Source organism: Paraburkholderia franconis (assembly GCF_009362735.1).
Classification (GTDB): Bacteria; Pseudomonadota; Gammaproteobacteria; order Burkholderiales; family Burkholderiaceae; genus Paraburkholderia; species Paraburkholderia franconis.
This window is the reverse complement of record NZ_WHNP01000018.1, coordinates 134,777-156,898: the sequence shown is the minus strand read 5'-3', so window position 1 is coordinate 156,898 and position 22,122 is coordinate 134,777. Positions and strand designations below refer to the sequence as shown.

The window sequence follows — 22,122 nt, the reverse complement described above, 5'->3', positions numbered from 1 at the left end:
GCTACGGCCGGCTTCGTGCATTAACTCGTCGATGCTGGCGCGGGTGTTCTGAATCAGATCGAGCATGGGCAACAGGAGCTGACTGTTCTCGGCAAAACAGGCGCGCAGCCCGTCCGGGTCCTGCTTGGGCACCACGTGCAACGGCGCGCTGGCGCTTTGGGGCTTCTTCTTGGTACGCTTCATTTGGCGGTTCTCCTTGGTCCCCTGTCCGGGAAGTTGGTCGTCGAAACCCGATTCTCTCGGATTTCCAACGGGGAACCGCCGCCTTCAACCTTCAACTACGCCCGGGACATTGCCAATTCTTTCCGCGGCCACGGTAAGTGCCATCGTCTTTCCCCAACATGTCGCGGAAACGTTACGGGACGTCGTACGCGCTCGCTACACGCGTTTTGCGAAAATCGTAACGGATGCTTTTTCCGCAAACGGTCACGATGCGAATAAATTAAGGTCATCCGCATTAAAAAGTCAGGGGAATTTGCGGGCATGCCCAGTCATAACAGGCGAGCAGACGTGCTTGAAGCTCCGCACGATGACGGGCAGCGTTCATCCTGTGCCGGGGCAAAGCTAAGTGCTGGCGGATGGGTGCGAAGCGGGAGAGAAATGACTGCGTGCGCCGCAGATCGCGGAAACCCTGCATCTGGCGCTCACGCCGACGTGTCGGTTGGGTGGCTGTTCTCCGCGCGGATGTTCGCCCTGGCCGAGGCCTTCACGAAGACGTGCTTCACGCCGGCCAGCTCCGGCACTTCTTCCTTCGCCGCCGGGTAACTGCGCAACTGGTCGGTGACGATCTTCCGGGGCACCGGGTATGAACGCAGCATCTTTCTGAAGAAGTGCCATCCGGCGCCGCCCTCAATTTCACAGAGCCCTCACCACGCATCAGTTTGGCTCATGCATGGATCGGTATAACTCGTTTGTGACAAAAAAAAAAGAGTTCTTAGACTGCCCTCAGTCTTAGTCCAGCAGTGCACCGCGGGACTACGGGAGGAGTAACTAAACTAGGAGACTATCGTGAAGAAGCGTTACAGAATTCGCGCCCTTATCGCGGCGGCAGTGTGCACCATCGGCCTTACCGCGACCTTTTCCGCAAGCGCCGCTGGGATCTCCAACGGAGTTGTCAAAATTGGTGTCCTGACCGATATGTCCGGTCCATTTTCGGACTGGTCCGGTAACGGATCGCTTACAGCCGTCCAGATGGCCGTCGCTGATTTCGGAGGCAAGGTAGCGGGTTTGCCGATCGAGATAGTCTCCGCCGACCATCAGAACAAGACCGACGTGGGTTTGAGTATCGCCCGCCAGTGGTATGAGAATGGCAAGGTCGACGCCATCTTTGATATCTCGAACTCCGTGGTCGCACTCGCGGTGATGGGTCTTACGAAAGAAAAGAACAAGATTGTTGTCCTCGGCGGCGTCAGCACACCGCGCGTTACAGAGGATGCCTGCACGCCCAACAGCATCCAGTACATCTATGACGCCAATGCCTTGTCAAACGTAATCGGCAAGGCTCTGGTTAAGCAAGGCGGTAAGAGCTGGTACTTCATTACCGTCGACTTCGCTTTCGGCATCGGCCTCGAGAAAACCACCACCACCGTCGTCGAACAGCAGGGAGGCAAGGTTCTAGGCTCCGTGCGGCACCCGTTGAACACGGCCGACTTCTCGTCCTACCTCCTGAAAGCACAAGCTTCTGGCGCAAACGTCATCGCGCTTGCCAACTCGGGTACCGATACTGTCAACGCCATCAAGGGCGCGAGCGAATTCGGCCTGTCAAATGGCGGCAAGCAACACGTTACCTCCCTCCTGACGTTCATCACCGACGTGAACAGTATGGGCCTCGATCAGGCCGGTGGACTCGTGTTGACCACGCCCTTCTATTGGGATGCGGACGATGCTTCACGTAAGTTCGCCAAGCGCTTCTTCGACCGGACAAAGAGGATGCCGACGATGGTCCAGGCAGGCATGTATTCCGCCGTTACGCACTACCTCCAGGCAATTGCAGCGACTGGCACCGATGATACGGCAACGGTCATGGCCAAGATGAAGTCAACTCCGATTAACGACTTCTTCTCGCGCAACGGTCACATCCGCCACGATGGTCTCGCACTACACGACATGTACCTGATGCAGGTCAAGACGACGGGCGAATCGAAGGGACCGTGGGACTACTACAAACAGATCACCACTGTTCCTGCAAGCGAAGCGTTCTCGCCGGAAAAGCCCGGCGCTTGCAAGATGTAACAGCAACAGATATCCCGCCACCCATCCCTTCCTGCACAGACGGCACTGATCGTTTGTGCAGGAACACACCGTCGTCATCAAGAGCCCGCCATGTTTGTTGATTCCTTATACCGGTATCCGGTGAAGGGGTTGTCCGCTGAACACCTCGGCAGCGTTTGTCTTAAAGAAGCGCAAGGCTTCCCGTTCGACCGGGCATACGCAATTACCGATGGGTCATTCTCGTTCGATCCGTCAGACCCCAAGCCAGAGCCGAAGACGAAGTTTTTGATGCTCGCCAAGTACGAACGACTGGCCAAGCTCAAAACACGATTTCTCGAAGAGACGTCAGAACTTGAGGTGACACACGAATCGGCCACGTCCCGCTTCAATCTTGCCTCTGATATCGGACGAGAAGAAGCAGCGTCGTTTGTGAGTGCGTTCCTCGGAGCCTCTTTCCCCGGCAAACCAAAATTCGTACATGCGCCCGGTCATCAGTTCACTGACGTCAGCGTCCATTCTGTCGCCTTGATGCGAAGCATCTCTTTCATCAATCTCGCGACGGTACGCGACCTCGGCGCCCGAGTCGGCATGGAACTGGCCCCCCTTCGCTTCCGCGCGAACGTTTACTTCGATGGATTCCCTGCGTGGTCCGAGATGGAATGGCTAGGCCGTCACATCCGCATCGGCGACGCTCGCCTCAAGATCGTCCGTCGTACGAAGCGCTGCGCGGCGACGAGCGTCAATCCCGCGACCGGTGAGCGAGACGTAAATCTGCCGATCGAGATCAGGGAGTACGTCAACCATGGTGACCTTGGGGTCTACGCCGAGGTATTGCAAGGCTGCACCATCAAGCCCGGCGATGCAATCATGCTGGCGGAGCATTGATGGATAACCACCAAATCGAGCTAACCAGCTATGCGTTGGAAACGCACTCCCTTAACAAGGAGTTCCTTGGCTTTCGTGCGATTTGCGACGTAAACCTCAGGGTACGTCGCGGTGCTATCCATGCGCTGATCGGCCCGAACGGGGCAGGCAAGACCACCATGTTCAACCTGCTCACCAAATTTGTTTCGCCATCTTCCGGAAAGATTCTGCTGAACGGGAAAGACATCACGACCGCTTCACCGGCTTCAATTGCCGAACAGGGCATGGTTCGCTCTTTCCAGATCTCCGCAATTTTTCCGGAAATGTCTGTCCTGGACAACGTCAAGATTGCCCTGCAAAAGCGCCACCGGTTGTCTCGGAACCTCTTCGGCAGCGCCAAGGCAACTCAACATCTCGATGATGAAGCGATGGCGTTGCTCTCCGAAGTGGGATTGAGCAGATGTGCCCGCTCGCTGGCGAAGGAGCTTCCCTATGGACAACGCCGCAGCATTGAGCTCGCCGCGACCCTTGCGATGGATCCGCAGGTTCTCCTGCTTGACGAGCCAACCCAGGGCATGGGGATCGAAGACGTCGACCTCATCTCACGACTGATCAAGAAGATTTCGGCTAATCGCACGATCGTAATCGTCGAACACAACCTCAAGGTCATCGCCAATATTTCCGACAGGGTGACAGTTCTGGCGCGAGGCAGTCTGCTTGCCGAGGGCACATACGCTGAAGTGTCCAAGAATGCCGCCGTGACGAGTGCCTACATAGGAGCCGCTCATGGATAACGTTCACACCAACGTGCTCGAGGTTTCGAATCTGCACGCGTACTACGGAGATTCGCACATTCTCCACGGTATCAACCTCAGCGTCGCTCAAGGCGAACTGGTCTGCTTGTTGGGGCGAAATGGGAGCGGTCGCACCACCACCCTCCGAGCGATCATGGGCTTGACCGGGAAGCGGACCGGTCAGATTCGGTTCGCGGGACGCTCAACCATGTCGCTTGCTCCACATTCGGTGGCCCGCTTAGGCATCGGCTACTGCCCCGAAGAGCGTGGAATCTTCGCTTCGCTGTCCACTGAGGAGAATCTGCTTCTCCCGCCGGTGGTAGCCAAAGACGGGCTCGGACTGGACGAAATCTACAAGCTCTTCCCTAATCTTCTCGAACGGAAAAACAGCCCGGCCGGGCGGCTCTCTGGTGGCGAGCAGCAGATGCTCGCGCTTGCCCGCATCCTGCGCACCGGCGCCCGCACGCTTCTTCTCGACGAGATTACTGAAGGCCTTGCGCCGGTCATCGTGCAGGCCCTCGAAGCCGCTGTCGTACAGCTCAAGCTGCGTGGCTTCACGATCGTGATGGCGGAGCAGAACTTCAACTTCGCTAGCAAGGTTGCTGACCGGCACTACGTACTTGATCGGGGCAATATCGCAATGAGCGTTACATCTACCAAGCTCGACTCGAATCGCAGTTTGCTCGACGAACTGCTGGGAGTCTAATCATGACCGAAATACTTGGCCAGCTGTTCATCGGCTTGATCAACGGATCTTTCTACGCATTGCTTAGCCTTGGTCTCGCGATCATCTTTGGCATGCTCAACATAGTCAATTTTGCCCATGGCGCCATCTACATGCTCGGGGCGTTTCTTGGATGGATTGGGCTCACACAGCTTTCAGTGTGGACAGGAATCAACGGCCTCAAAATCAACTACTGGCTCGCCCTGCTCATCGTTCCCGTCATTGTCGGCTTTCTCGGTGCCGGCTTTGAGCGGTCGTTGCTCCGGCGTCTACGCAAGGCCGATCCCGTGTACGGGATGTTGTTGACCTATGGCCTCGCCCTAGTGCTGGAGGGTGGTTTTCGGCACCAGTACGGCGTCTCGGGCCAGCCGTACGAAATCCCTGAAGCTTTTCGCGGCGCAATCAATTTCGGTTTCATGTTCTTGCCGAAATATCGTCTCTCGGTAGTTCTCGTGTCTCTCGCCGTCTGTGCCGCTGCGTGGTACCTCATCGAACGCACGCGCATCGGTGGCTATCTTAGAGCCGGTACCGAAAACCCTGTCATCGCTCAATCACTCGGTATCAATGTCCCAATGCTGGTCTCACTGACCTACGGCGTAGGCGTCGCACTCGCAGCACTCACTGGCGTCTTGGCCGCACCGATTCTCCAGGTGAGTTCTCAAATGGGATCGGAGCTGAACATCATCATTTTCGCCGTCGTCGTTGTCGGGGGAATGGGCTCTATCACAGGCGCCATTATCACGGGCATCACACTGGGGCTGGTTCAGGCAGTCGCCACGCTCGTGTATCCAGAGGCCTCATCCATCGTCATCTTCATCCTCATGTCGGTAGTGTTGTTCTTCAGGCCGGCCGGACTTTTCGGGAGAGAAGCATGAGCCATCGCTCCGGTTTCACTATCGGCCTCGCGCTACTGGTTGCGTTCGGCATCGCAGCGCCCTGGATCGGTTTTTACCAGTCGTTCCTGATGAAATTCTGGTGCTCCGCCCTCTTCGCCTGCGCGTTCAATCTTCTGGCTGGATACGGCGGTCTGATTTCATTTGGACATGCTGCCTTCTTTGGCGGTGCGGCTTACATCGCAGGCTACACGATCAAATCGCTCGGATTTCCGCCCGTCCTTGGGATTCTCGCAGGAGGCCTCTGTGGCGCCGGTTTTGGCGTGCTGGCCGGTTATCTGTCTGTGCAGCGCAAAGGAATTTACTTCTCCATGGTCACCCTCGCGATGGCACAGCTGATTTACTTTGTCTTTCTGCAAGCACCCTTCTCGGGAGGCGAAGACGGTCTGCAGAATATTCCTCGCGGACACCTGCTACCCGGTGTGAGCCTTGATAACAATGTGACGATGTACTACTTCGTCTTCGCGATCTTCCTGGCCGGGTTTCTCGCGATAGCCAGACTTGTCGACTCGCCGTTCGGCCAGGCCATCAAGGCGATTCGTCAGAACGAGCCGAGGGCAATATCACTCGGCTATCAAGTTCCCAACTACAAGGTCGCTGCGTTTGTCATCTCCGCGACGATTTCAGGAATCGCAGGTGCGACCAAGAGCGTCGTCTTCCAACTCGCTTCGCTCAGTGACGTGCACTGGATGATGTCCGGAGAGATCATTCTGATTACTCTGGTCGGCGGCCTAGGCACGCTCTATGGTCCGGTAATCGGTGCCTTCCTCATTGTCTCGCTTGAAAACCAGCTTGCAACCACGGCCGGCTCATGGAGCCAGGTGATTCTCGGCCTCGTCTTCATCGCGTGCGTCTCCGGATTCCGGCAGGGCATTGCTGGAACGTGGAATGAGTGGGCACGTATGCGGCTCACGTTCAAAGCGAAAACCGAACGATTCGTTCCACCAGACGGCCAGGCCGGGCCGCCAGCTCACTAAGAATTTCCTGGCCTTGTTGGAAGGGAAACTCTCGGAGTTGCAAAGAAAGCGATTCGGGCGTCCCTATCAACAATTTCTCTCCTGACAAGGTGATCGATCAGAGTTTCATCGCTGTTCGCTGCCTGGATTCTTTGGCGCGCGCCGACGAATGAATAGCCGTAATAGATAGACGAGAACAAATCATTTGTTAGTCGTCCATTACTTGTAGAAACTAGTCTTATTGCCACTGCAATTTGAATAAGTCAATCATGCAAAGCACTCCCCGAACGATGATGCTTCAGATCCAGAAGATTCGCTCAGTTGGTGCGAACGTCAAGGAATATGAGCTTGTATGCCCAGACGTAGCTTCTTTGCCTGAGTATGAGCCAGGGGCGCACATTGATTTGCATATCCCCGAACTTGGAGAGCGCCACTATTCGCTCGTCCAGCCGTGGACGCCACAGGGGGCCTACATCATCGCCGTCCAGAGCGAACCGATGGGGCGCGGTGGCTCTCGTTGGTTACACGCGAATCTCGCCGTCGGGTCGGTGATCGAGGCCGGCCTTCCGCGAAATCAGTTTCGGCTTCTCGAAGATGCCAAACACAGCGTTCTCATTGCGGGTGGGATCGGGCTCACTCCGTTGCTTTGCATGGCCAAGGTACTCAACGACCGACGGGCATCCTTTGAGCTTATCGTCTGCGCGCGCGACGAATCGCGATTGATATATGCGCACGAATTGCTCACACACGGCTTCGCACAGCATGTTCATTTCGTGCTGGATGGGAACGATCCCGACAAATTCCTCGATGTTCGAGAACTTCTGCAAGCCCAATCAAAAGGTACCGCAATCTATTGTTGTGGACCGAACACCTTGATGGACGCCGTACGCGCAGCAGGTTCGGACTACCCGCATCTCAGCCTTCATTTTGAGGCGTTCGGTGCAGCGCCAGCATCGGGTAACGCAGGGTTGAAGAACGAACCCTTTCAAGTCGTGTGCCAGGAGAACGGCATGACGATCGATGTGCGCGAAGACCAGTCATTGCTGGACGCACTTCTTGAGGCTGGCCTTGACGTTGACCACTCCTGCAAAGAGGGCTACTGCGGCACTTGTGTCACAAGGTGGGTTGAAGGCGATCCGATTCATCGAGACAGTTGCCTGTCTGAGAAGCAAAGAGAGAAGTACATCGCTGTATGCAGCGGACGGGCCGCGCGGGGCGAAACAATCATTCTCGATATCTAATATTTTCATGGAGAGAGAAAAATGACCAAGAACATTACCTGCGCATTCGGCGTGGATGTTGACGCGGTCGCCGCCTGGATTGGCACTTTCGGCGGCGCTGACTCTCCGCACGACATTTCCCGGGGGATGTTCGCCGGGGAAGTAGGCAGCTTGCGCCTGCTCGAACTTTTTGAGCATTTCGGGTTGAAAACGACGTGGCTCATTCCCGGTCACTCAATCGAAACGTTTCCCGAGCAGATGACGAAAGTGGTAGCTCACGGCCATGAAGTCGCGTTGCACGGGTATACGCACGAGAACCCGCTGGCCATGACCCCGACACAAGAAGCTGACGTCATCGACCGTTGCATCGAGCTGATTGTTGATCTCACCGGCCGCCATCCGGTCGGCTATGCCGCACCATGGTGGGAGCTGAGCAACTCAACACCAAATCTACTGCTTGAACGCGGGATTATTTACGACCACAGCATGATGCACAGGGACTTCTCATGCTATCGCCTGCGCACTGGCGATCGCTGGACAGCAATCGACTACAGCAAGCCCGCTAGCTCATGGATGAAGCCGTTGGAACGCGGTGTCGAATCGCGCCTCATCGAGATTCCGGTCAGCTGGTACCTCGATGACCTGCCCCCCATGATGTTTATCAAAAAGTCGCCGAATAGTCATGGCTTCATGAACCCCAAGGACATCGAGGAACTCTGGCGAGAGCAGTTTGATTGGGTGTATCGGGAGAAGGATGAAGCAGTATTCACCTTCTGCCTCCACCCCGATGTTGCTGGCCGTCCTCAGGTGTTACTGATGCTCGAGCGCCTCATCGGGCACATGATGAAGCACCCCGGTGTTCGCTTTACGACGCTTGAGAATATCGCAATGGAGTTTGACAAGAAGCATCCCTTCCAAAGGTAAATAAGTCATATGTGTGGAATGTGCGGCATCTGGGGCAATTCGTGGCACTGGACGGTCATCGCAGCGCCGACCGAAGGAGTCTCAACGGACCGCCCCCGGATGGCAGTTCGTGCTGAGCAGGCAAAGACCCTGTCGAAGGTAGCCGCAACGCTGCACGTCAACATCACCGACTGGTCGGGTTCGTCCTGGACAGTACAAGGGCCCTCAGGCAGCACAGAAGTGGTAGAAACCTTGCCTCAGGTTTGGGAGAGCATCGAGCGTGTGAGTGGGCGAAAACTCGAGCCACTCTCCGACGCAATCATCAATGCGTTCGCTCCCAACGCCTGATTCTCAGGAGCAGTCGATGAACACGTATGGTTCCGGGAAAAAGCGAATCCCCGTTGTAATCGTGACGGGAGCCTTGGGGAGTGGGAAGACAACTTTTCTAAGACGCTCCCTCAATCACCGAGCGCTGGCTTCCTCGATGCTGCTAGTCAACGAAGCTGCAGAGTATGGCGTAGATGATCTCCTGTTGAGGCAAAGCAGCGCATCCGTTGGATTGCTCTCTAATGGATGCCTTTGCTGCACCGTTAATGACGATCTTAAGGAAAGGCTCTGCGCAATAGTTGAACAAGTGGATACCGCACAGGCAGTCGACCGCGTAATCATCGAAACTACCGGGCTTGCGGACCCAACGCCCGTGATCGCGACGATAACCGGGAATCCTCTGCTCAATGGCAACCTCTCCGTCGAACTGGTCGTCACAACGCTCGATTGCCTCTTGGCGAGCAGCGACGTCTTTGATGACGCTGCTGCTCAGCGCCAAGTCCAGCTCGCTGACGTCATTTTGCTGACCAAGTCAGATCTGGCGCAACAGCGGCAAGTCGCCGACGCTAAAGCTCGAGCCAGTTCTTTCAACGCATTGGCGCCGTGCATAGATTCGTCGGAAGCCCTATTGCACGATATCTTGGAATTGCATTCGCCACGGAACTCGCCGAAGTTACAGCTAGGACTTTTCAGTTCTCTTTCCGAAAATTCGATCGAATGTCAGGACGAGAAAAATTGGCAGATTGAAGCGAGTCAACGTCATCTTGCAACTCGAAAGTCGGACGTAAGGACATTTACTGTTGAAATCAAATCATCCATTAGTTGGTCTCAGTTTGCCATCTGGCTATCGATGCTTCTACATACGCATGGCGACGACATACTGAGAATCAAGGGTATTCTTGCTCTTGGCGACGCAACCACTCCAATCTTGGTAAATTGCGTGCGCCATCTAGTCTACTTTCCAGAGCACCTTTCGGGCTGGCCTGATGCGAGCAGATCTTCGCGACTTGCCTTCATTGTAAAAAATCTTGATCCTGCGCGAATCGTGCGTCCTCTGAACGCCTTCGCAAATCCGACAGTCTCTGAATAACTAGACACATCTTCCCGTTGAGCAAGTTCAATGAGCATCGAGAACGCAAAAAACTATCGCTTTCAGACGGCACTACGACTGGCAAGATCGTTCTCAGAGGGGAAAGTCGATCCGGTTGAGGTCACAAGGCATGCACTCGCGAAAGCCGAAGAGTCCCCTTCTGTCTTTCTAACGGTCACGGCCGAACGTGCGTTGAATGAGGCTGCGGAATCGGCTGCTCGCTGGCAAAACGGTAAACCGTTATCTGCACTCGACGGTGTTCCCATCGCATGGAAAGACCTCTTCGATATTGCGGGCACGGTCACGACCGCAGGTTCTCGCGTATTCTCGGAACGCCCCATTGCGACGGCAGACGCGCCGCTCGTCGCAATGGCGGCTGCATCCGGTATGGTCTGTATCGGCAAGACGACACTCAGCGAGTTTGCATACTCTGGCCTTGGTCTAAATCCCCACTTTGGGACTCCCACCAACCCGTTTCTCGACAATGGGAGGCGCGCCCCCGGGGGATCTTCCTCGGGGGCAGCAATAGCCGTGGCGATGGGAATTGTCCCGATTGCGGTCGGCACGGACACCGCCGGCTCAATCCGTGTGCCATGTGCTTTCAATGGACTTACCGGCTATCGCTCAACCCGCGGCCGCTATGACGCCCGTGGCACGATTTCACTTGCCGCATCGTTCGACACAATTGGCCCGATCGCACGCAACGTTGCCGACTGCGTGGCATTTGATGACGCATTGAAGCGTGCAACTACACCTCAAACTCCTCATACGCTTGAGGGCGCGCGATTTATTGTTGATCCGTCGCTTGTGGCTCGCTATGACGTCACCCCGGACGTAGAACGAAATTTCCATGGATACATCACGCGGCTCAAACATCTCGGGGCATTTGTCGGGGAGCGCGAGCTCAATTCCCTTGGAGACGTCTTCAAGCTGATTCGAGAAAGAGGATGGATGGGCGGCCTTGAAGCGTTCGCGCTCTATCGAGATCTGCTCGATTCCCCTGATGCGCAGCGCATCGACCAGCACGTTCGAGCACGCCTGGAACTGGCCAGGGACGTGCCAGTGAGCAGATTGGAAGAACTACAGCTGCGGCGTACGGAATTAAGGAAATCGTTCGCTCTGGACCTCGGAGGCGCGACGCTCGCTATGCCGACAGTTGCCCACGTCGCTCCGGACCTGTCGAAGCCCGAGCGTGACCCCGAACTGTTCATCCGGGTAAACCTCGCTACACTGGCAATGACCATGCTTGGAAGTTTCCTCGACACCCCGACCATTGCGATGCCGACTGGTGCGGACCCTTCGGGGCTTCCAACGGGCGTTCAGTTGATGCGCCAGGAAGGAGATGACTTGAAGCTGTTGAGTCTCTGCCTTTCGATCGAAGCAGCATTTCGTAGTTGAAAAGAATGTACTGCAGTGTTCTAGTCGAATTTCGGTAATTCCAGTAAATGACGCTTCCCTTAAAAACGGCACACCGCACGGCCGCTTCGACTACTGAGCAAACAAACATCCGCCCGACCGACCCGGTGTGAAGATAAGAGTGATTAACGGCGACGTCATTAGCGCCGCCACGTCAGCCGGTAGCGGCGTATTGTCCGATAAGCCAGCTTGAAAAAAGTTTAACTTCTGCCGAGAGTGCCTTGTCCTTCGGGCACAACAAGTAATAGGCACCGGCACTACGTAAACGCGGCCCAAACGGTTGCAATAACTCATCCCGCCAGTCCAGATTGTCGACCTCGATAACCGGAACACATGCTACTCCTCGTCCTTCGCGAGCAGCCACGATCGCCATAAAAGAGTGACCAACGTCTAGCCGGCCAGCACCGTCACATTGGTCGATGCCGACTGCAGCAAACCAGGCCTGCCAGCAGTCTGGTCGTCGCATATTGTGGATGAGCGGCATCTTCGCGAGATCTAGAGGCGAGTCGAGAGGACCATGTTCCGCGAGAAACGAGCGACTGCACACTGGAGTGATGAAATCATCCCAAAGATGCATCACCGCAACGTCATCCCACGATTCAGTCATGCGAAATGTAATCTGCGAACCGTTGCGGCTATATTCGACCCCTGGAACCTTTCCAACACGCAGTGCTACATCTATACCGTCCCGCTTAAAGTTTACCGGCTCCAATGATGAAGAAACTTCAAGTCTGATCTCAGAATGCTCTGTCATGAACGAGGTAAGTCTCTGCATCAACCAGAGCGCACCAAGCGTCGGCAGCACGCTCACAGACAATGCCTTCGCCTCTTGCAAGCTCTGGACTGTCGCGCGTTCGATACCATCGAGGGCAGCGACTGCTGCTGACAGATAGTTCTGGCCGAACGGCGTAAGCTCCACCTGACGGGTCAGGCGACGAAATAACGGTGCACGCAAGAACTCCTCTAGCAACTTGATCTGCCGGCTGATGGCGCTTTGGGTGACATTAAGCTCGTCGGCGGCTTTCGAGAAGCTCATGTGCCGTCCGGCCGCCTCGAACGCGCGGAGCGCAAGGAGTGGAGGAAGTCGTCGTTTCATCTTTCGATTTACTCGAATCAGTCTTGGCGAAAACGTCACTGCATCAGGACAGAGTATTAGCGTTCGCTTAGCGTGGGCTCCTTCTGCAGTGACTTTGGCCCACTGTACGCCTTGCCCACGTCCGAGAACTCAGAAGGCCAGCTTTTTAGCACGGTGGTGACGACCTGGCGTAGGTGACGGCGCGTTGCGCCACCCTTTGCCTGAACAGCTAGCCCTTGAATTAACGTCGAAAGCAGAGCGGCTGCCTCGCTACTCGTCATGCCATCCGGTAGCGGACCTGCATTCTTGACCGACTCGAAGCGCTCTCGCAGTCGTCGCTCAAAATCATTGCGGCTCGCCGAGAGCTCTTCGCTAAGCGGCTGTGCTTCCGCACTGCAGGCGAGAACGGCCAACGTGACAAGGCAACCGGGTGGAGTGTTATCGCCAGTGTGTAGCCGGACAGTCCCTTGGAGTAAAGCTTCCGTGATCAGCCTTGGCGTCGGTTTCGACAACGCGACTTTCCGGAAACCCAGATGATCCCGTTCGTAGACGTCCACGACCCGTCGGAAAAGCCCTTCCTTGCTTTCGAATGCCTTATAAAGGCTCGACTTCGTAAGCCCGGTTGCTTCCAGCAGATCGGACAGCGACGTGGCTTCGTAGCCCTTGTCCCAGAATAGATACAAGGCCTTTTGCAACACGTAGTTTTCGTCGAACTCTCTGGGCCGTGCCATTATCGTTTCCTTAGTCAGCTTACATTGTAGACCAAATGGTGCCAAATGTACCTGCCGACAACCTCTTGTGACCCGGCACAATTTCTTCTATCCGAAGCGCACGCCGGATTCGGGTGCGTCCGAATTGCCTCACACCTTTGCGTTGCCACGCACTGGTCGCCACGGCTTTGTCAAATTGAGGGCATTCTATCCGGCGCTGCCCTCAATTTGACAAAGCTCTCACCACGCATCAGTTTGGCTCGTGCATGGATCGGTATAAGTCGTTTGTGACGAAAAAAAAGAGTTCTTAGACTGCCCTCAGTCTTAGTCCAGTCGCAGGACTACGGAAGGAACCGAGCTAACCAGCCATGCGTTGGAAACGCACTCCCTCAACAAGGAGTCCCCTTGGCTTTCGTGCGATTTGCGACGTAAACCTCGGGGTACGTCGCGGTGCTATCCATGCGCTGATCGGCCCGAACGGGGCAGGCAAGACCACGATGTTCAACCTGCTCACCAAATTTGTTTCGCCATCTTCCGGAAAGATTCTGCTGAACGGGAAAGACATCACGTCCATTTCGCCGGCTTCGATTGCCGAACAGGGCATGGTTCGCTCTTTCCAGATCTCCGCAATCTTTCCGGAAATGTCTGTCCTGGACAACGTCAAGATTGCTCTGCAAAAGCGCCACCGGTTGTCTCGGAACCGCTTCGGCGGCGCCAAGGCGACCCAACATCTTGATGACGACGCGATGGCGCTGCTCTCCGAAGTGGGATTGAGCAGATGTGCTCGCTCGCTGGCGAAGGAGCTTCCCTATGGCCGATTTCCGTCAGAAGCCACGGGATCGCCACGCCGCTGACGTTGCAATCAATAACCGCTACTCCTAGACATTAGGAACTGTGTGGTCCACAATGCAAGCGAATTGCCGATGGCGCGAGCGTTACAGCATGCCAATCCTGTGAAGGAGCGTTGAAAATGGTCAGTCGGGTGGAAGATGACATCGTCATACATGCGTTATTGGGCGTCTTGATGTCAAGGCCGATGGATTCGGGCAGCCGAGACCGCCGTAGTCGCGAGAAGAAGGTGCGCCTGAAAAAGTCAGTAATGTCAGGTGCATTTGAGCCAGTGGATCGCGGACGCCCCCCGACGCAGATTTGCATTCTTGAGCAGCCGTCGTCGATAACATTGAGCGTGTATTGGAGCGATGCGTGTTCAGGCCATTATGCGGATCAGGAATGGCGGATGGGCGTTGCGCGAGAAGATTCGCTTTGTGTACTGACGGGCATGTCGATTCGCCGCGGGGATTCGGTCTTCCGTCCGCGCGTTCACGGAACGCAGTGTCCGGGCAATTACGGTCGAATGATCTTGGCTTCTGCCGTTCCGGGTTATCTTGGAACTTAAACATCCTCTCTTTTAAGTGCCGCGACGAGGTCGGCTATCGGAAGAGCATCGAGCGTCTATTGGGGACCAATCAGTTTATAACTATGTGAATCGAGGTACGCCTTATGGCACAACCACAAGAGTTCGATGTAGACCAGGTACTGGAAAAGGCAATGCTTCTCGCCTGGAACAAGGGCTATGAGTCAACGTCGCCCACTGACATTCAAGATGCAACGGGAGTCAGCTGGCCCAACCTTAACAAGGCGTTCGGAAACAAGGAGGGGTTGTTTCGCACGGCTCTTGACCGCTATAAACAGAAGAATCTGGCTTTTCGTGCTAATGCTTTCGCTCAGCCCACGCCGAGGTTGATCGTGCGAACACTGCTGCTCGGTTTCGTCGATTTGGATACGGAGAGTAGCACGCCCTCTGGGCGCCTTGTGGCGTTATCGGCGCTTGCCTGCATGGGTAATATGGGTCCATTGGGAGACAGTCTCTTGCAAATCCGTAACGAATTCGAGCGAAACCTGCGGGAGCGGTTAAAATCCGTGATGGATGCGGGACCGCTTCCTGACGGTATGACGGCACATGATGCGGCTGCTTTCATCTCGACAATGATCCAGGGCATGGCAGTCCAGGCAAAAAGCGGAGCGACGCGGCGTCGTCTGCGTGAAATCGTAGACGCAGTGCTTGCGAACTGGCCTGCCGATTTTCGCGACCCCGAACAACACCAGGCGGGAGCAGGCTAGCTACTCGTTACAGCGTTCCGCGAACTCATCAATTTTACCGGCTTTGTCAAATTGCCTTATCACGGCTTCCCCGCAGCGGTCATCGGCCCAGGCTCGAATCGGTTGATCGACGAACTGCTTCACAACGATATCCGTGACGTGGTTACATGACGCAGGGAAGCAACGCGTGGCCAGATGGACTTCTTGTGGCCGCCACTTCGAAGTGCGTAGATCGCCGCTCAGATGACAACAGCGTCGCCACCGGATCGCTTGAGTGTTGCCCCGAACGGAATCTCGCCATATTGCAGATAGGGGTAATCGTCCGAATCGTGCAAGATCTGGCGGTTGCTGCCCGTAGCGGCGCTCGCAGCAAGGCTCCGTGATGGCTCGGTGTTCGGCTCAACGAAAATTTTGCAACTCGTTGATAAGTAATCGCGTTTTCGACAAAAGCGCCATTTTTTGCACGATTCGGACGATTACCCCTCATCAGGCATGCGTGCAAGTTGCCGCAGGAACTGTATAAATCGCTGACCTGGGATCGGGGAACGGAGATGGCTGACCACAAACGTTTCACCGTGGCTACGGACATCAAGGTTTATTTCTGTGACCCAAAGCATCCGTGGCAGCGTGGGTCCAATGAAAACACGAACGGGCTGCTAAGACAGTATTTCCCCCAATGGCACAGACCTGTCCGTGTATTCGCAGGCGAGACTCAATGCCGTGACGAGGCGATTGAATGAGCGTCCGAGGAAGACCCTGAACTACGAGACGCCAGCCGAACCGTTTTACCAAACTATTGCATCCACCGGTTGAATCCGCAAATTAACAGCGGCCGATCGCCCGTCGGGTAATCAGGCGGCGGCCCTTCTCTTGAACCGCCGATCGTAGCTGATTACTTCACGGCCTGAAAGGCATCGTGACGAGTGGCGGCATGCAGCCCGCGATCAACCGAGCCATTCGAGGCCTCAATATCCGACTGCATTATCTCTCGCGCCTCGCCCCCGATGCGCGCGCCTTGCGAAACGTATCGAGTACCGTTGCGGCCTCGAAATGCGTTGTCGCCGCGCAATTGCTCTTCATCAGTGCCTCGATGCGCTGCGCAGTATCTGTCGATGGTGCCGGCGTGTAGACCATGATGCGCATGCCTGGCGCATCCGGCACTTCGAGCGACAACGCATCCAGTTCCAGCACGCCTGCAATGGGATGCTCAATGACCTTGCGCCAGTCGCTGCGCTTGAGAACTTCGTGCTCGGCCCACCAGCGGCAGAAGTCTGCATCCGTATCGTTCAGTTCTTCGACGAGATCGCGCAAAAACACCTCGCCCGAGGGTCGAAGGATGTAGTCGCCGCGAAACTGCGCAAGCACGCATTTCGCGTATGCATCCCATCCTCGAAAGAGCGAACGCGCGCCTTCCTGCTGGAACGTGAACCACAGCAAATTGCATCGGCCTGCAGGCATTTTGCGGAAATCGGCGAATACGCGCACGGCAGCGTCGTTCCATGTCACGTAATTCCAGTTGCCGTCGATGACATACGCCGGCATGTTGCCCAGTTGATCGAGCATGCGTCGAACGGTATCCGTCACGTTCTGCGCAATCGGATATGGACCGGGCGGCGTGTAATGGTTGGCCAGTTCGAACAGATGCGTGCGCTCGTGCGGCGAAAGCTTCAACGCGTTGGCGAGGCTTTCGATCGTCTTGAACGACACATTCACTTCCCTGCCCTGCTCGAGCCATGCATACCAGGTGACGCTGATGCCGGCGCGTTCGGCCACCTCTTCGCGGCGCAGTCCCGGTGTCTTGCGGCGGCTGCCGCTCGGAAAGTCGATGTCTTCCGGCCGAAGACGCGCGCGGCGCGTCCTCAGAAAATCGGCAAGTTCGTTAAGGCGCTGCTGCTTTTCCATGTCTCGCTCCTTATGCCTTCCCTGTTATTGCCATTACTAGTAATGGCAATTGCTAGATGCGCTTCGTCAACCGTGCCACATTGGCGCGGTCGGGAAGCACGCTGTGTCCAGCCTGGTAACGCCAGATTATAGAACCCGTTACCCGTGCATGTGGCCGCCAGCCGCGTCGAAGATTGCCATCGCTACACGCGTGTCTCCCGACAGATATCAGAACATTTACGGAGACATTCATGCGTCGTTCGACCCGCTTTCACCGTGCGAGCGTTTTCGCCGCTGCGGCCTTCATCATGACGGCTTCATTTGCCGCGCGCGCGGACTACACCGGCGCGCCGCGCACGTTTCTGTTTAATCCCGCCGTGCAGATTCCGTTCTCCGACACGACGAAGTTCAAGAAGAAGCCGCCGTACGTGATCGGCTTTTCGAACGCAGGGCTTGGCGATAGCTGGCGCGTCGTGATGCAGCATTCGCTGATGAAGGCCGCGGCCGAACACCCCGATCTCATCAAGCAGTTGCTGATCACCAACGGCAACATGGACGACGCAAAGCAGGCCGCCGACATTCAGGACCTGATCTCGCGCGGCGTGGACCTCCTGATCGTAAGCGCGAACACGCAGAAGGCACTCGATCCCGTTGTCACGCGCGCAATGAAACAGGGGATTCCCGTCGTCATGGTAGACCGGCGCATTTCATCGGACAACTTCGTTTCCTTCGTCACGGGTTCCGACGCGATGATGGGCCGTGTATGGGCACAATGGATCGTCGAAAAGCTGCACGGCAAGGGCAACGTGATCATGCTGGCAGGCCAGGCAGGCTCCAGCGTCAGCGCCGATCGCGAGGCGGCTGCGCATGAAGTGTTTTCGCAATACCCCGGTATAAAGGTGCTCGATACCGTCTATTCCGACTGGAGCCCTGTCAAGGCCAAGCAGCAGATGCAGGCGATGATCGCGAAGTATGGGCACAGCATCAATGCCGTCTGGTGCGCGCATGGGTTACCCGTTGCCGGTTCGATCGAAGCATTCCTCGCTGCCGGATTCAAGCCGGGCGAAATCCCGCCGCATACGACCGCCGACCTCAACGGGCCATTGCAGCTTGCGCTGAAGTACAAGATTCCGATGCTCGAAATCGGCTATCCGCCTTCGATGGGCGGCACATCGCTCGACGTTGCGCTCAAGGTGCTGCAAGGGCAACCGCTTCCGAAGATCTACGAGATCAGCCCGCAGATTGCGTTGACGCGGGGCGACGAAACCGCATCCGTCCCGCATCCGGACCAGTACATCGATCAGGTGGTCGATGCGAAAGGGCCGCCCGACAAGATCATCGACGGCGGCATGGGCCCGGACTACAACCCGTCGACGTTCAAGATCAAGCTGCCGGGTGAGAAATGAGTACGCCTGCATCCACTCCCTCAACCATTGGCCTTGAGACGGCGCAGCCCGACGTAATCGAAGTCAGCGGTATCACCAAGCGGTTTCCTGGCGTGAAGAGCCTCGATGCGGTGAGCTTCGGTGTGCGCAGCGGCGAGATTCACGCACTGGTCGGCGAAAACGGCGCCGGCAAATCGACGTTGATGAAAGTGCTCGCGGGCGCCTACCTTGCCGATGAAGGTGAGTTACGTTTCGACGGAAAGCCTGTCGCATGGAAGTCTCCGGCTGATGCGAAGGCGCACGGCGTTCACATCATCTATCAGGAACTCGTGCTGTTTCCGCAGTCGAGCGTCGCGCAGAACATCTTCGCGGGAATCGAGCCTCAAACGCGGCTCGGCGTCATCGATCATCGCGCGATGAACGAGCGCGCCGCGACATTGCTGCGCGAACTGGGCGTGCATCTCGATCCGCAGGAGCGCGTCGGTGCCCTCTCCGTCGCCAGTCAGCAAATGGTCGAGATTGCGAAAGCGATGGCGAGCGAAATACGCGTGCTGATACTCGACGAACCGACGGCCGTCATTGCCGGCAAGGAAGTTCAGCTGTTATTCGAACGGCTGCGAGTGCTGCGCGAGCGCGGTGTCGCCATTGTCTATATCTCGCACCGGCTGGACGAAATATTCGAATTGTGCGACCGCGTGACGGTGATGAAAGACGGTCGCAAGATCGACACGCAGCCCGTGTCGGAAACGACGCGCGCCGATCTTGTGCGCATGATGGTCGGCCGCGAGATGCGGGACGTCTATCCTCCGAAGCCCGGTATGGAGCCCGCCGGTACGGTGCTAATGAAGGTCGACAGACTGCACGTCGGCAATCGCGTGTTCGATGCTTCGCTTTCGGTGCGCGCGGGCGAAATCGTCGGGCTGGCCGGCATGGTCGGCTCAGGCCGCACGGAACTCGCTTCAGGCATCTTCGGTGCACTACCTGCGCGCGGCACGATCGAAGTGCGTGGCGCACGCCATGCACGAATGACGCCGGCAACGGCCATCCGCCTCGGTCTCGGCTTCGTCACGGAAGACCGCAAATCCGAGGGCTTGCTGATGTGTCTGAATGTCGCCCAGAACGTCACCGCGACCACCCTGCAACGCGTGTCTCGCCTGGGCTTGCTGAACGCGAAGGAAGAGCGGACGGCGGGCGCCGATGCCATCCGCGAATACGGCATTGCTGGCGCGCGGCCCGCGGGCAGCGTTGCAACGCTGTCGGGCGGAAATCAGCAGAAGGTGCTCATCAGCAGATGGGTGCGCGTGTGCACCAGCGTCCTGATTCTCGACGAACCGACTCGCGGAGTCGACATCGGCGCGAAGGCGGAAATCTATCGACTGATGCGGCAGCTGACCGACCGCGGACTCGGCATCCTGATGATCAGTTCCGAGCTGCAGGAAGTGATCGGCATGTCCGACCGCGTGCTCGTCATGCGAGAAGGTCGGATTGCGGGCGAAGTAAGCGGCACGCAGATGACCGAGCACGACATCATGGCGCTCGCGACGGGCGGCGCGCAACGCGCTCAGACGGGAGGCACCCATGCATTCGCACACTGAAGGACGAGCCCGGTTCATCAGACGTCACGTCGCACCGCATGGAGTCGGCTACATCGTCGCTGGACTGATCGTCGTGCTTTTTGTCGCAGGGGCGAGCGTCAGTGATCGATTTTCGACGCTCTCGAACCTGTTGAACGTTCATCAGCAGGCGACAGGCCTCGCGCTCGTCGCACTCGGGCAGACACTCGCCATACTCACGGGCGGCATCGATCTGTCCGTCGGCTCGCTCATCAGCGTGACAGCGACGCTGACCTCCGGACTCTCGGACGCGACGCAGGGCGAGTGGGGCATGGCGATCGCGCTCGCGCTTGGGCTGTCCGTGCTGGTGGGACTCGCGAACGGTCTGCTCGTGCTCTGGCTGCGCGTGCATCCGTTGATCGTCACGCTCGGCATGGGCGCCGTGCTGCAAGGCGGCATCCTGTATTACGCAAACGGACCGGCCGGCAGCGTGCCTGATGGATTCGACGCGCTGGCCTACGGCCGCTACGCGAATGTGCCCGTCACGGCGACCATCGTGCTGCTGCTGTATCTCTGCGTGTCCTACTTCATGCGCAATACGCGGCTTGGCCGATACGTCTATCTCGTGGGTGACGACGACAACGCCTCAACGCTGTCAGGCATCCCGCACAAACGGGTCATTCTGTTCGTCTACACGTTCTCCTCGCTCTGCGCGGGTCTGACAGGCATCTACCTCGCTTCGCAGTTTGGCTCGGGGCAACCGTATCTCGGGGTCAACTACACGCTCGCATCGATCACGCCCGTTGTCGTCGGCGGCACGATTCTGAGCGGAGGACGCGGCGGCGTGATCGGCACGCTGCTCGGCGTGTATCTGCTCAGCATGCTCAACAACCTGATCAACTTCGCGGGCGTGCCGTCGCAGTATCAGCTCATCGTGCAGGGCATCGCGATCATCGCGGCCGTCTGCGTCAACGTCCAGCAGAAACGGAGGCTCGCATGAATTCGGTCGCCCCGCGCCGCGACGCCACCCAGGCCCGCGCGCTTTCACTCGACTTCGCGCGCCGCTACGGCATCTACCTGTTTCTCGTCGCACTCGTCGCGCTTTCCGGCGCATGGTCGCCCACTTTCCTGCGGCCCGGCAACGTGCTCAACATGCTGGTGCAGTTCGCGCCGCTCGGCATTGTCGTCATCGGTCAGGTTTTCGTGATCCTCGTGGGTGGGCTCGATCTGTCGGTTGCATCCGTGATGGCAACGGCGGCCGTGATCGCCACCGCGTTCGACGACACGAACCATTCGGCTCCCGCCATCTTCGGCGTCACGTTCCTGCTATGCATCGGCGCCGGGCTTCTCAACGGCCTGCTCGTCACGAAGCGCCAGGTGTCGCCGTTTCTCGCGACCTTCGCCTCCGCCGTCGTGCTCGACGGCCTGCGCTTCGCCTACACGCAGGGCGCACCGTCGGGCAACGTGCCTCCACTATTTCACCTGATGGGAACACGTTCGATAGCGGGTGTGCCCGTCAATGTGCTGATGCTGGGCGCGTGCGCGATCGTGTGCGGGACGCTGCTGCACCTGTCCACGTTCGGACGACGCGTGTACATGGTGGGCGGCAACGCCGTCGCAGCGCGACTGGTGGGTGTCAGTCCCGACACCGTGCGCATCGCCTGCTATGTGATCAGCGCGCTGCTGGCGGGACTCGCAGGACTGACGTTGTCGGGCTATGTCGGCATCGTCGACAACTGGGTCGGCCGCGGCTTCGAACTCGATTCGATCGTCGCTGCGGTGATGGGCGGCCTCGCGCTCTCCGGCGGTCGTGGCTCGCTGCCGGGCGGCCTTGCAGGGGCTGCGATTCTTGTCATCGTCTTCAACATCGTGCTGCTGATTGGCATGCCCGTGCAGGCGCAGATCATCGTCAAGGGCGCCATCATCATCGGCGCATCGGCCTGCTATGTGAGCCGCCGGCAGCGCTGAACCTTCGACATTCACATGAGGCCATTCGAAACGGCCCGACTAACCAAGGAGT

The 22,122-nt window shown here is 57.3% G+C and carries 21 protein-coding genes and 3 pseudogenes; 19 read left to right on the top strand and 5 right to left on the bottom strand.

The features are described from left to right. Both GCT13_RS20745 and GCT13_RS20740 read right to left on the bottom strand, forming a co-directional pair. Window positions 1–183 (bottom strand): annotated as a pseudogene (locus tag GCT13_RS20745) (IS256 family transposase); the annotation flags it as partial. A gap of 274 nt (window positions 184–457) precedes the next feature. Beyond that, window positions 458–842 (bottom strand): annotated as a pseudogene (locus GCT13_RS20740) (DDE-type integrase/transposase/recombinase); the annotation flags it as partial. 166 nt (window positions 843–1,008) lie between these two features. Between GCT13_RS20740 and GCT13_RS20735 the strand changes: the two are divergent. The 11 genes from GCT13_RS20735 to GCT13_RS20690 all read left to right on the top strand — a co-directional run bounded on the left by GCT13_RS20735 (window position 1,009) and on the right by GCT13_RS20690 (window position 11,380). Further along, entirely contained in the window at window positions 1,009–2,232 is a 1,224-nt protein-coding gene (locus GCT13_RS20735) for an ABC transporter substrate-binding protein (RefSeq protein WP_321574504.1), read from the top strand. A 90-nt stretch (window positions 2,233–2,322) separates the two neighbouring features. Continuing rightward, window positions 2,323–3,096: an MOSC domain-containing protein gene (locus GCT13_RS20730; protein WP_152761100.1), complete on the top strand. Its 774-nt coding sequence runs from the start codon at window positions 2,323–2,325 to the stop codon at window positions 3,094–3,096. Next, complete coding sequence (locus GCT13_RS20725) at window positions 3,096–3,869, top strand: ABC transporter ATP-binding protein (protein WP_152761098.1); 774 nt, start codon at window positions 3,096–3,098, stop codon at window positions 3,867–3,869. Before GCT13_RS20730 ends, GCT13_RS20725 begins: the two co-directional genes overlap by 1 nt. Next, window positions 3,862–4,575 carry an ABC transporter ATP-binding protein gene (locus tag GCT13_RS20720; protein ID WP_152761096.1) on the top strand — a complete coding sequence of 238 codons (714 nt, stop codon included), beginning with the start codon at window positions 3,862–3,864 and terminating at the stop codon, window positions 4,573–4,575. Before GCT13_RS20725 ends, GCT13_RS20720 begins: the two co-directional genes overlap by 8 nt. A gap of 2 nt (window positions 4,576–4,577) precedes the next feature. After that, entirely contained in the window at window positions 4,578–5,468 is an 891-nt protein-coding gene (locus tag GCT13_RS20715; RefSeq protein ID WP_152761094.1) for a branched-chain amino acid ABC transporter permease, read from the top strand. Further along, window positions 5,465–6,463: a branched-chain amino acid ABC transporter permease gene (locus GCT13_RS20710; protein ID WP_152761092.1), complete on the top strand. Its 999-nt coding sequence runs from the start codon at window positions 5,465–5,467 to the stop codon at window positions 6,461–6,463. The genes GCT13_RS20715 and GCT13_RS20710 overlap by 4 nt, the downstream gene beginning before the upstream one ends. Before the next feature lie 248 nt (window positions 6,464–6,711). After that, window positions 6,712–7,683 (top strand): PDR/VanB family oxidoreductase, encoded by a 972-nt coding sequence (locus tag GCT13_RS20705; protein ID WP_152761090.1) that lies wholly within the window; start codon window positions 6,712–6,714, stop codon window positions 7,681–7,683. A 21-nt stretch (window positions 7,684–7,704) separates the two neighbouring features. Continuing rightward, complete coding sequence (locus tag GCT13_RS20700) at window positions 7,705–8,586, top strand: polysaccharide deacetylase family protein (RefSeq protein WP_152761089.1); 882 nt, start codon at window positions 7,705–7,707, stop codon at window positions 8,584–8,586. Window positions 8,587–8,685: 99 nt separating this feature from the next. Continuing rightward, window positions 8,686–8,913, top strand: coding sequence for a hypothetical protein (locus GCT13_RS48455; protein WP_193727710.1), 228 nt, complete (start codon window positions 8,686–8,688; stop codon window positions 8,911–8,913). 16 nt (window positions 8,914–8,929) lie between these two features. Continuing rightward, window positions 8,930–9,982 (top strand): CobW family GTP-binding protein, encoded by a 1,053-nt coding sequence (locus GCT13_RS20695; protein ID WP_193727709.1) that lies wholly within the window; start codon window positions 8,930–8,932, stop codon window positions 9,980–9,982. Between the two features lie 30 nt (window positions 9,983–10,012). Further along, on the top strand, window positions 10,013–11,380 hold the full coding sequence (locus tag GCT13_RS20690; protein WP_152761085.1) for an amidase: 1,368 nt from the start codon (window positions 10,013–10,015) through the stop codon (window positions 11,378–11,380). A gap of 172 nt (window positions 11,381–11,552) precedes the next feature. Here the strand turns inward: GCT13_RS20690 and GCT13_RS20685 are convergent, their stop codons facing one another. Together GCT13_RS20685 and GCT13_RS20680 are read right to left on the bottom strand one after the other, a co-directional pair. Next, window positions 11,553–12,494, bottom strand: a complete 942-nt coding sequence (locus tag GCT13_RS20685) for a LysR substrate-binding domain-containing protein (protein WP_152761083.1) — start codon at window positions 12,492–12,494, stop codon at window positions 11,553–11,555. A 56-nt stretch (window positions 12,495–12,550) separates the two neighbouring features. Continuing rightward, window positions 12,551–13,204: a TetR/AcrR family transcriptional regulator gene (locus GCT13_RS20680; RefSeq protein ID WP_152761080.1), complete on the bottom strand. Its 654-nt coding sequence runs from the start codon at window positions 13,202–13,204 to the stop codon at window positions 12,551–12,553. Window positions 13,205–13,551: 347 nt separating this feature from the next. On the opposite strand from GCT13_RS20680, the gene GCT13_RS20675 reads away from it, so the two are divergent. The 4 genes and pseudogenes from GCT13_RS20675 to GCT13_RS20660 form a co-directional block, all read left to right on the top strand. Beyond that, entirely contained in the window at window positions 13,552–14,037 is a 486-nt protein-coding gene (locus GCT13_RS20675) for an ATP-binding cassette domain-containing protein (RefSeq protein ID WP_152761079.1), read from the top strand. Window positions 14,038–14,153: 116 nt separating this feature from the next. After that, complete coding sequence (locus tag GCT13_RS20670) at window positions 14,154–14,579, top strand: DUF3331 domain-containing protein (RefSeq protein WP_152761116.1); 426 nt, start codon at window positions 14,154–14,156, stop codon at window positions 14,577–14,579. 104 nt (window positions 14,580–14,683) lie between these two features. Beyond that, the gene (locus GCT13_RS20665; protein ID WP_152761070.1) at window positions 14,684–15,304 is read left to right on the top strand and encodes a TetR/AcrR family transcriptional regulator; all 621 of its coding nucleotides are present in this window, start codon (window positions 14,684–14,686) and stop codon (window positions 15,302–15,304) included. Window positions 15,305–15,765: 461 nt separating this feature from the next. Beyond that, window positions 15,766–16,096 (top strand): annotated as a pseudogene (locus GCT13_RS20660) (IS30 family transposase); the annotation flags it as partial. A 168-nt stretch (window positions 16,097–16,264) separates the two neighbouring features. On the opposite strand, the gene GCT13_RS20655 reads toward GCT13_RS20660, so the two are convergent. Continuing rightward, window positions 16,265–17,185 carry a helix-turn-helix transcriptional regulator gene (locus GCT13_RS20655; RefSeq protein ID WP_152761068.1) on the bottom strand — a complete coding sequence of 307 codons (921 nt, stop codon included), beginning with the start codon at window positions 17,183–17,185 and terminating at the stop codon, window positions 16,265–16,267. Between the two features lie 230 nt (window positions 17,186–17,415). On the opposite strand from GCT13_RS20655, the gene GCT13_RS20650 reads away from it, so the two are divergent. The 4 genes from GCT13_RS20650 to GCT13_RS20635 are packed head-to-tail and all read left to right on the top strand — an operon-like array spanning window position 17,416 to window position 22,070. Beyond that, window positions 17,416–18,570 carry an ABC transporter substrate-binding protein gene (locus tag GCT13_RS20650; RefSeq protein ID WP_152761066.1) on the top strand — a complete coding sequence of 385 codons (1,155 nt, stop codon included), beginning with the start codon at window positions 17,416–17,418 and terminating at the stop codon, window positions 18,568–18,570. Then, window positions 18,567–20,144 carry a sugar ABC transporter ATP-binding protein gene (locus GCT13_RS20645; protein ID WP_152761064.1) on the top strand — a complete coding sequence of 526 codons (1,578 nt, stop codon included), beginning with the start codon at window positions 18,567–18,569 and terminating at the stop codon, window positions 20,142–20,144. The genes GCT13_RS20650 and GCT13_RS20645 overlap by 4 nt, the downstream gene beginning before the upstream one ends. Next, entirely contained in the window at window positions 20,128–21,102 is a 975-nt protein-coding gene (locus GCT13_RS20640; RefSeq protein ID WP_152761062.1) for an ABC transporter permease, read from the top strand. Before GCT13_RS20645 ends, GCT13_RS20640 begins: the two co-directional genes overlap by 17 nt. Continuing rightward, complete coding sequence (locus GCT13_RS20635) at window positions 21,099–22,070, top strand: ABC transporter permease (RefSeq protein WP_152761060.1); 972 nt, start codon at window positions 21,099–21,101, stop codon at window positions 22,068–22,070. The genes GCT13_RS20640 and GCT13_RS20635 overlap by 4 nt, the downstream gene beginning before the upstream one ends. Window positions 22,071–22,122: the final 52 nt, after the last annotated feature.

Excerpts from the sequence above, each read along its gene's own strand:
- GCT13_RS20730 (WP_152761100.1), top strand. The coding sequence starts at position 2,323 with ATGTTTGTTGATTCCTTATACCGGTATCCGGTGAAGGGGTTGTCCGCT.
- GCT13_RS20725 (WP_152761098.1), top strand. The coding sequence starts at position 3,096 with ATGGATAACCACCAAATCGAGCTAACCAGCTATGCGTTGGAAACGCAC.
- GCT13_RS20720 (WP_152761096.1), top strand. The coding sequence starts at position 3,862 with ATGGATAACGTTCACACCAACGTGCTCGAGGTTTCGAATCTGCACGCG.
- GCT13_RS20715 (WP_152761094.1), top strand. The coding sequence starts at position 4,578 with ATGACCGAAATACTTGGCCAGCTGTTCATCGGCTTGATCAACGGATCT.
- GCT13_RS20710 (WP_152761092.1), top strand. The coding sequence starts at position 5,465 with ATGAGCCATCGCTCCGGTTTCACTATCGGCCTCGCGCTACTGGTTGCG.
- GCT13_RS20705 (WP_152761090.1), top strand. The coding sequence starts at position 6,712 with ATGCAAAGCACTCCCCGAACGATGATGCTTCAGATCCAGAAGATTCGC.
- GCT13_RS20700 (WP_152761089.1), top strand. The coding sequence starts at position 7,705 with ATGACCAAGAACATTACCTGCGCATTCGGCGTGGATGTTGACGCGGTC.
- GCT13_RS48455 (WP_193727710.1), top strand. The coding sequence starts at position 8,686 with ATGGCAGTTCGTGCTGAGCAGGCAAAGACCCTGTCGAAGGTAGCCGCA.
- GCT13_RS20695 (WP_193727709.1), top strand. The coding sequence starts at position 8,930 with ATGAACACGTATGGTTCCGGGAAAAAGCGAATCCCCGTTGTAATCGTG.
- GCT13_RS20690 (WP_152761085.1), top strand. The coding sequence starts at position 10,013 with ATGAGCATCGAGAACGCAAAAAACTATCGCTTTCAGACGGCACTACGA.
- GCT13_RS20685 (WP_152761083.1), bottom strand. The coding sequence starts at position 12,494 with ATGAAACGACGACTTCCTCCACTCCTTGCGCTCCGCGCGTTCGAGGCG.
- GCT13_RS20680 (WP_152761080.1), bottom strand. The coding sequence starts at position 13,204 with ATGGCACGGCCCAGAGAGTTCGACGAAAACTACGTGTTGCAAAAGGCC.
- GCT13_RS20675 (WP_152761079.1), top strand. The coding sequence starts at position 13,552 with ATGCGTTGGAAACGCACTCCCTCAACAAGGAGTCCCCTTGGCTTTCGT.
- GCT13_RS20670 (WP_152761116.1), top strand. The coding sequence starts at position 14,154 with ATGGTCAGTCGGGTGGAAGATGACATCGTCATACATGCGTTATTGGGC.
- GCT13_RS20665 (WP_152761070.1), top strand. The coding sequence starts at position 14,684 with ATGGCACAACCACAAGAGTTCGATGTAGACCAGGTACTGGAAAAGGCA.
- GCT13_RS20655 (WP_152761068.1), bottom strand. The coding sequence starts at position 17,185 with ATGGAAAAGCAGCAGCGCCTTAACGAACTTGCCGATTTTCTGAGGACG.
- GCT13_RS20650 (WP_152761066.1), top strand. The coding sequence starts at position 17,416 with ATGCGTCGTTCGACCCGCTTTCACCGTGCGAGCGTTTTCGCCGCTGCG.
- GCT13_RS20645 (WP_152761064.1), top strand. The coding sequence starts at position 18,567 with ATGAGTACGCCTGCATCCACTCCCTCAACCATTGGCCTTGAGACGGCG.
- GCT13_RS20640 (WP_152761062.1), top strand. The coding sequence starts at position 20,128 with ATGCATTCGCACACTGAAGGACGAGCCCGGTTCATCAGACGTCACGTC.
- GCT13_RS20635 (WP_152761060.1), top strand. The coding sequence starts at position 21,099 with ATGAATTCGGTCGCCCCGCGCCGCGACGCCACCCAGGCCCGCGCGCTT.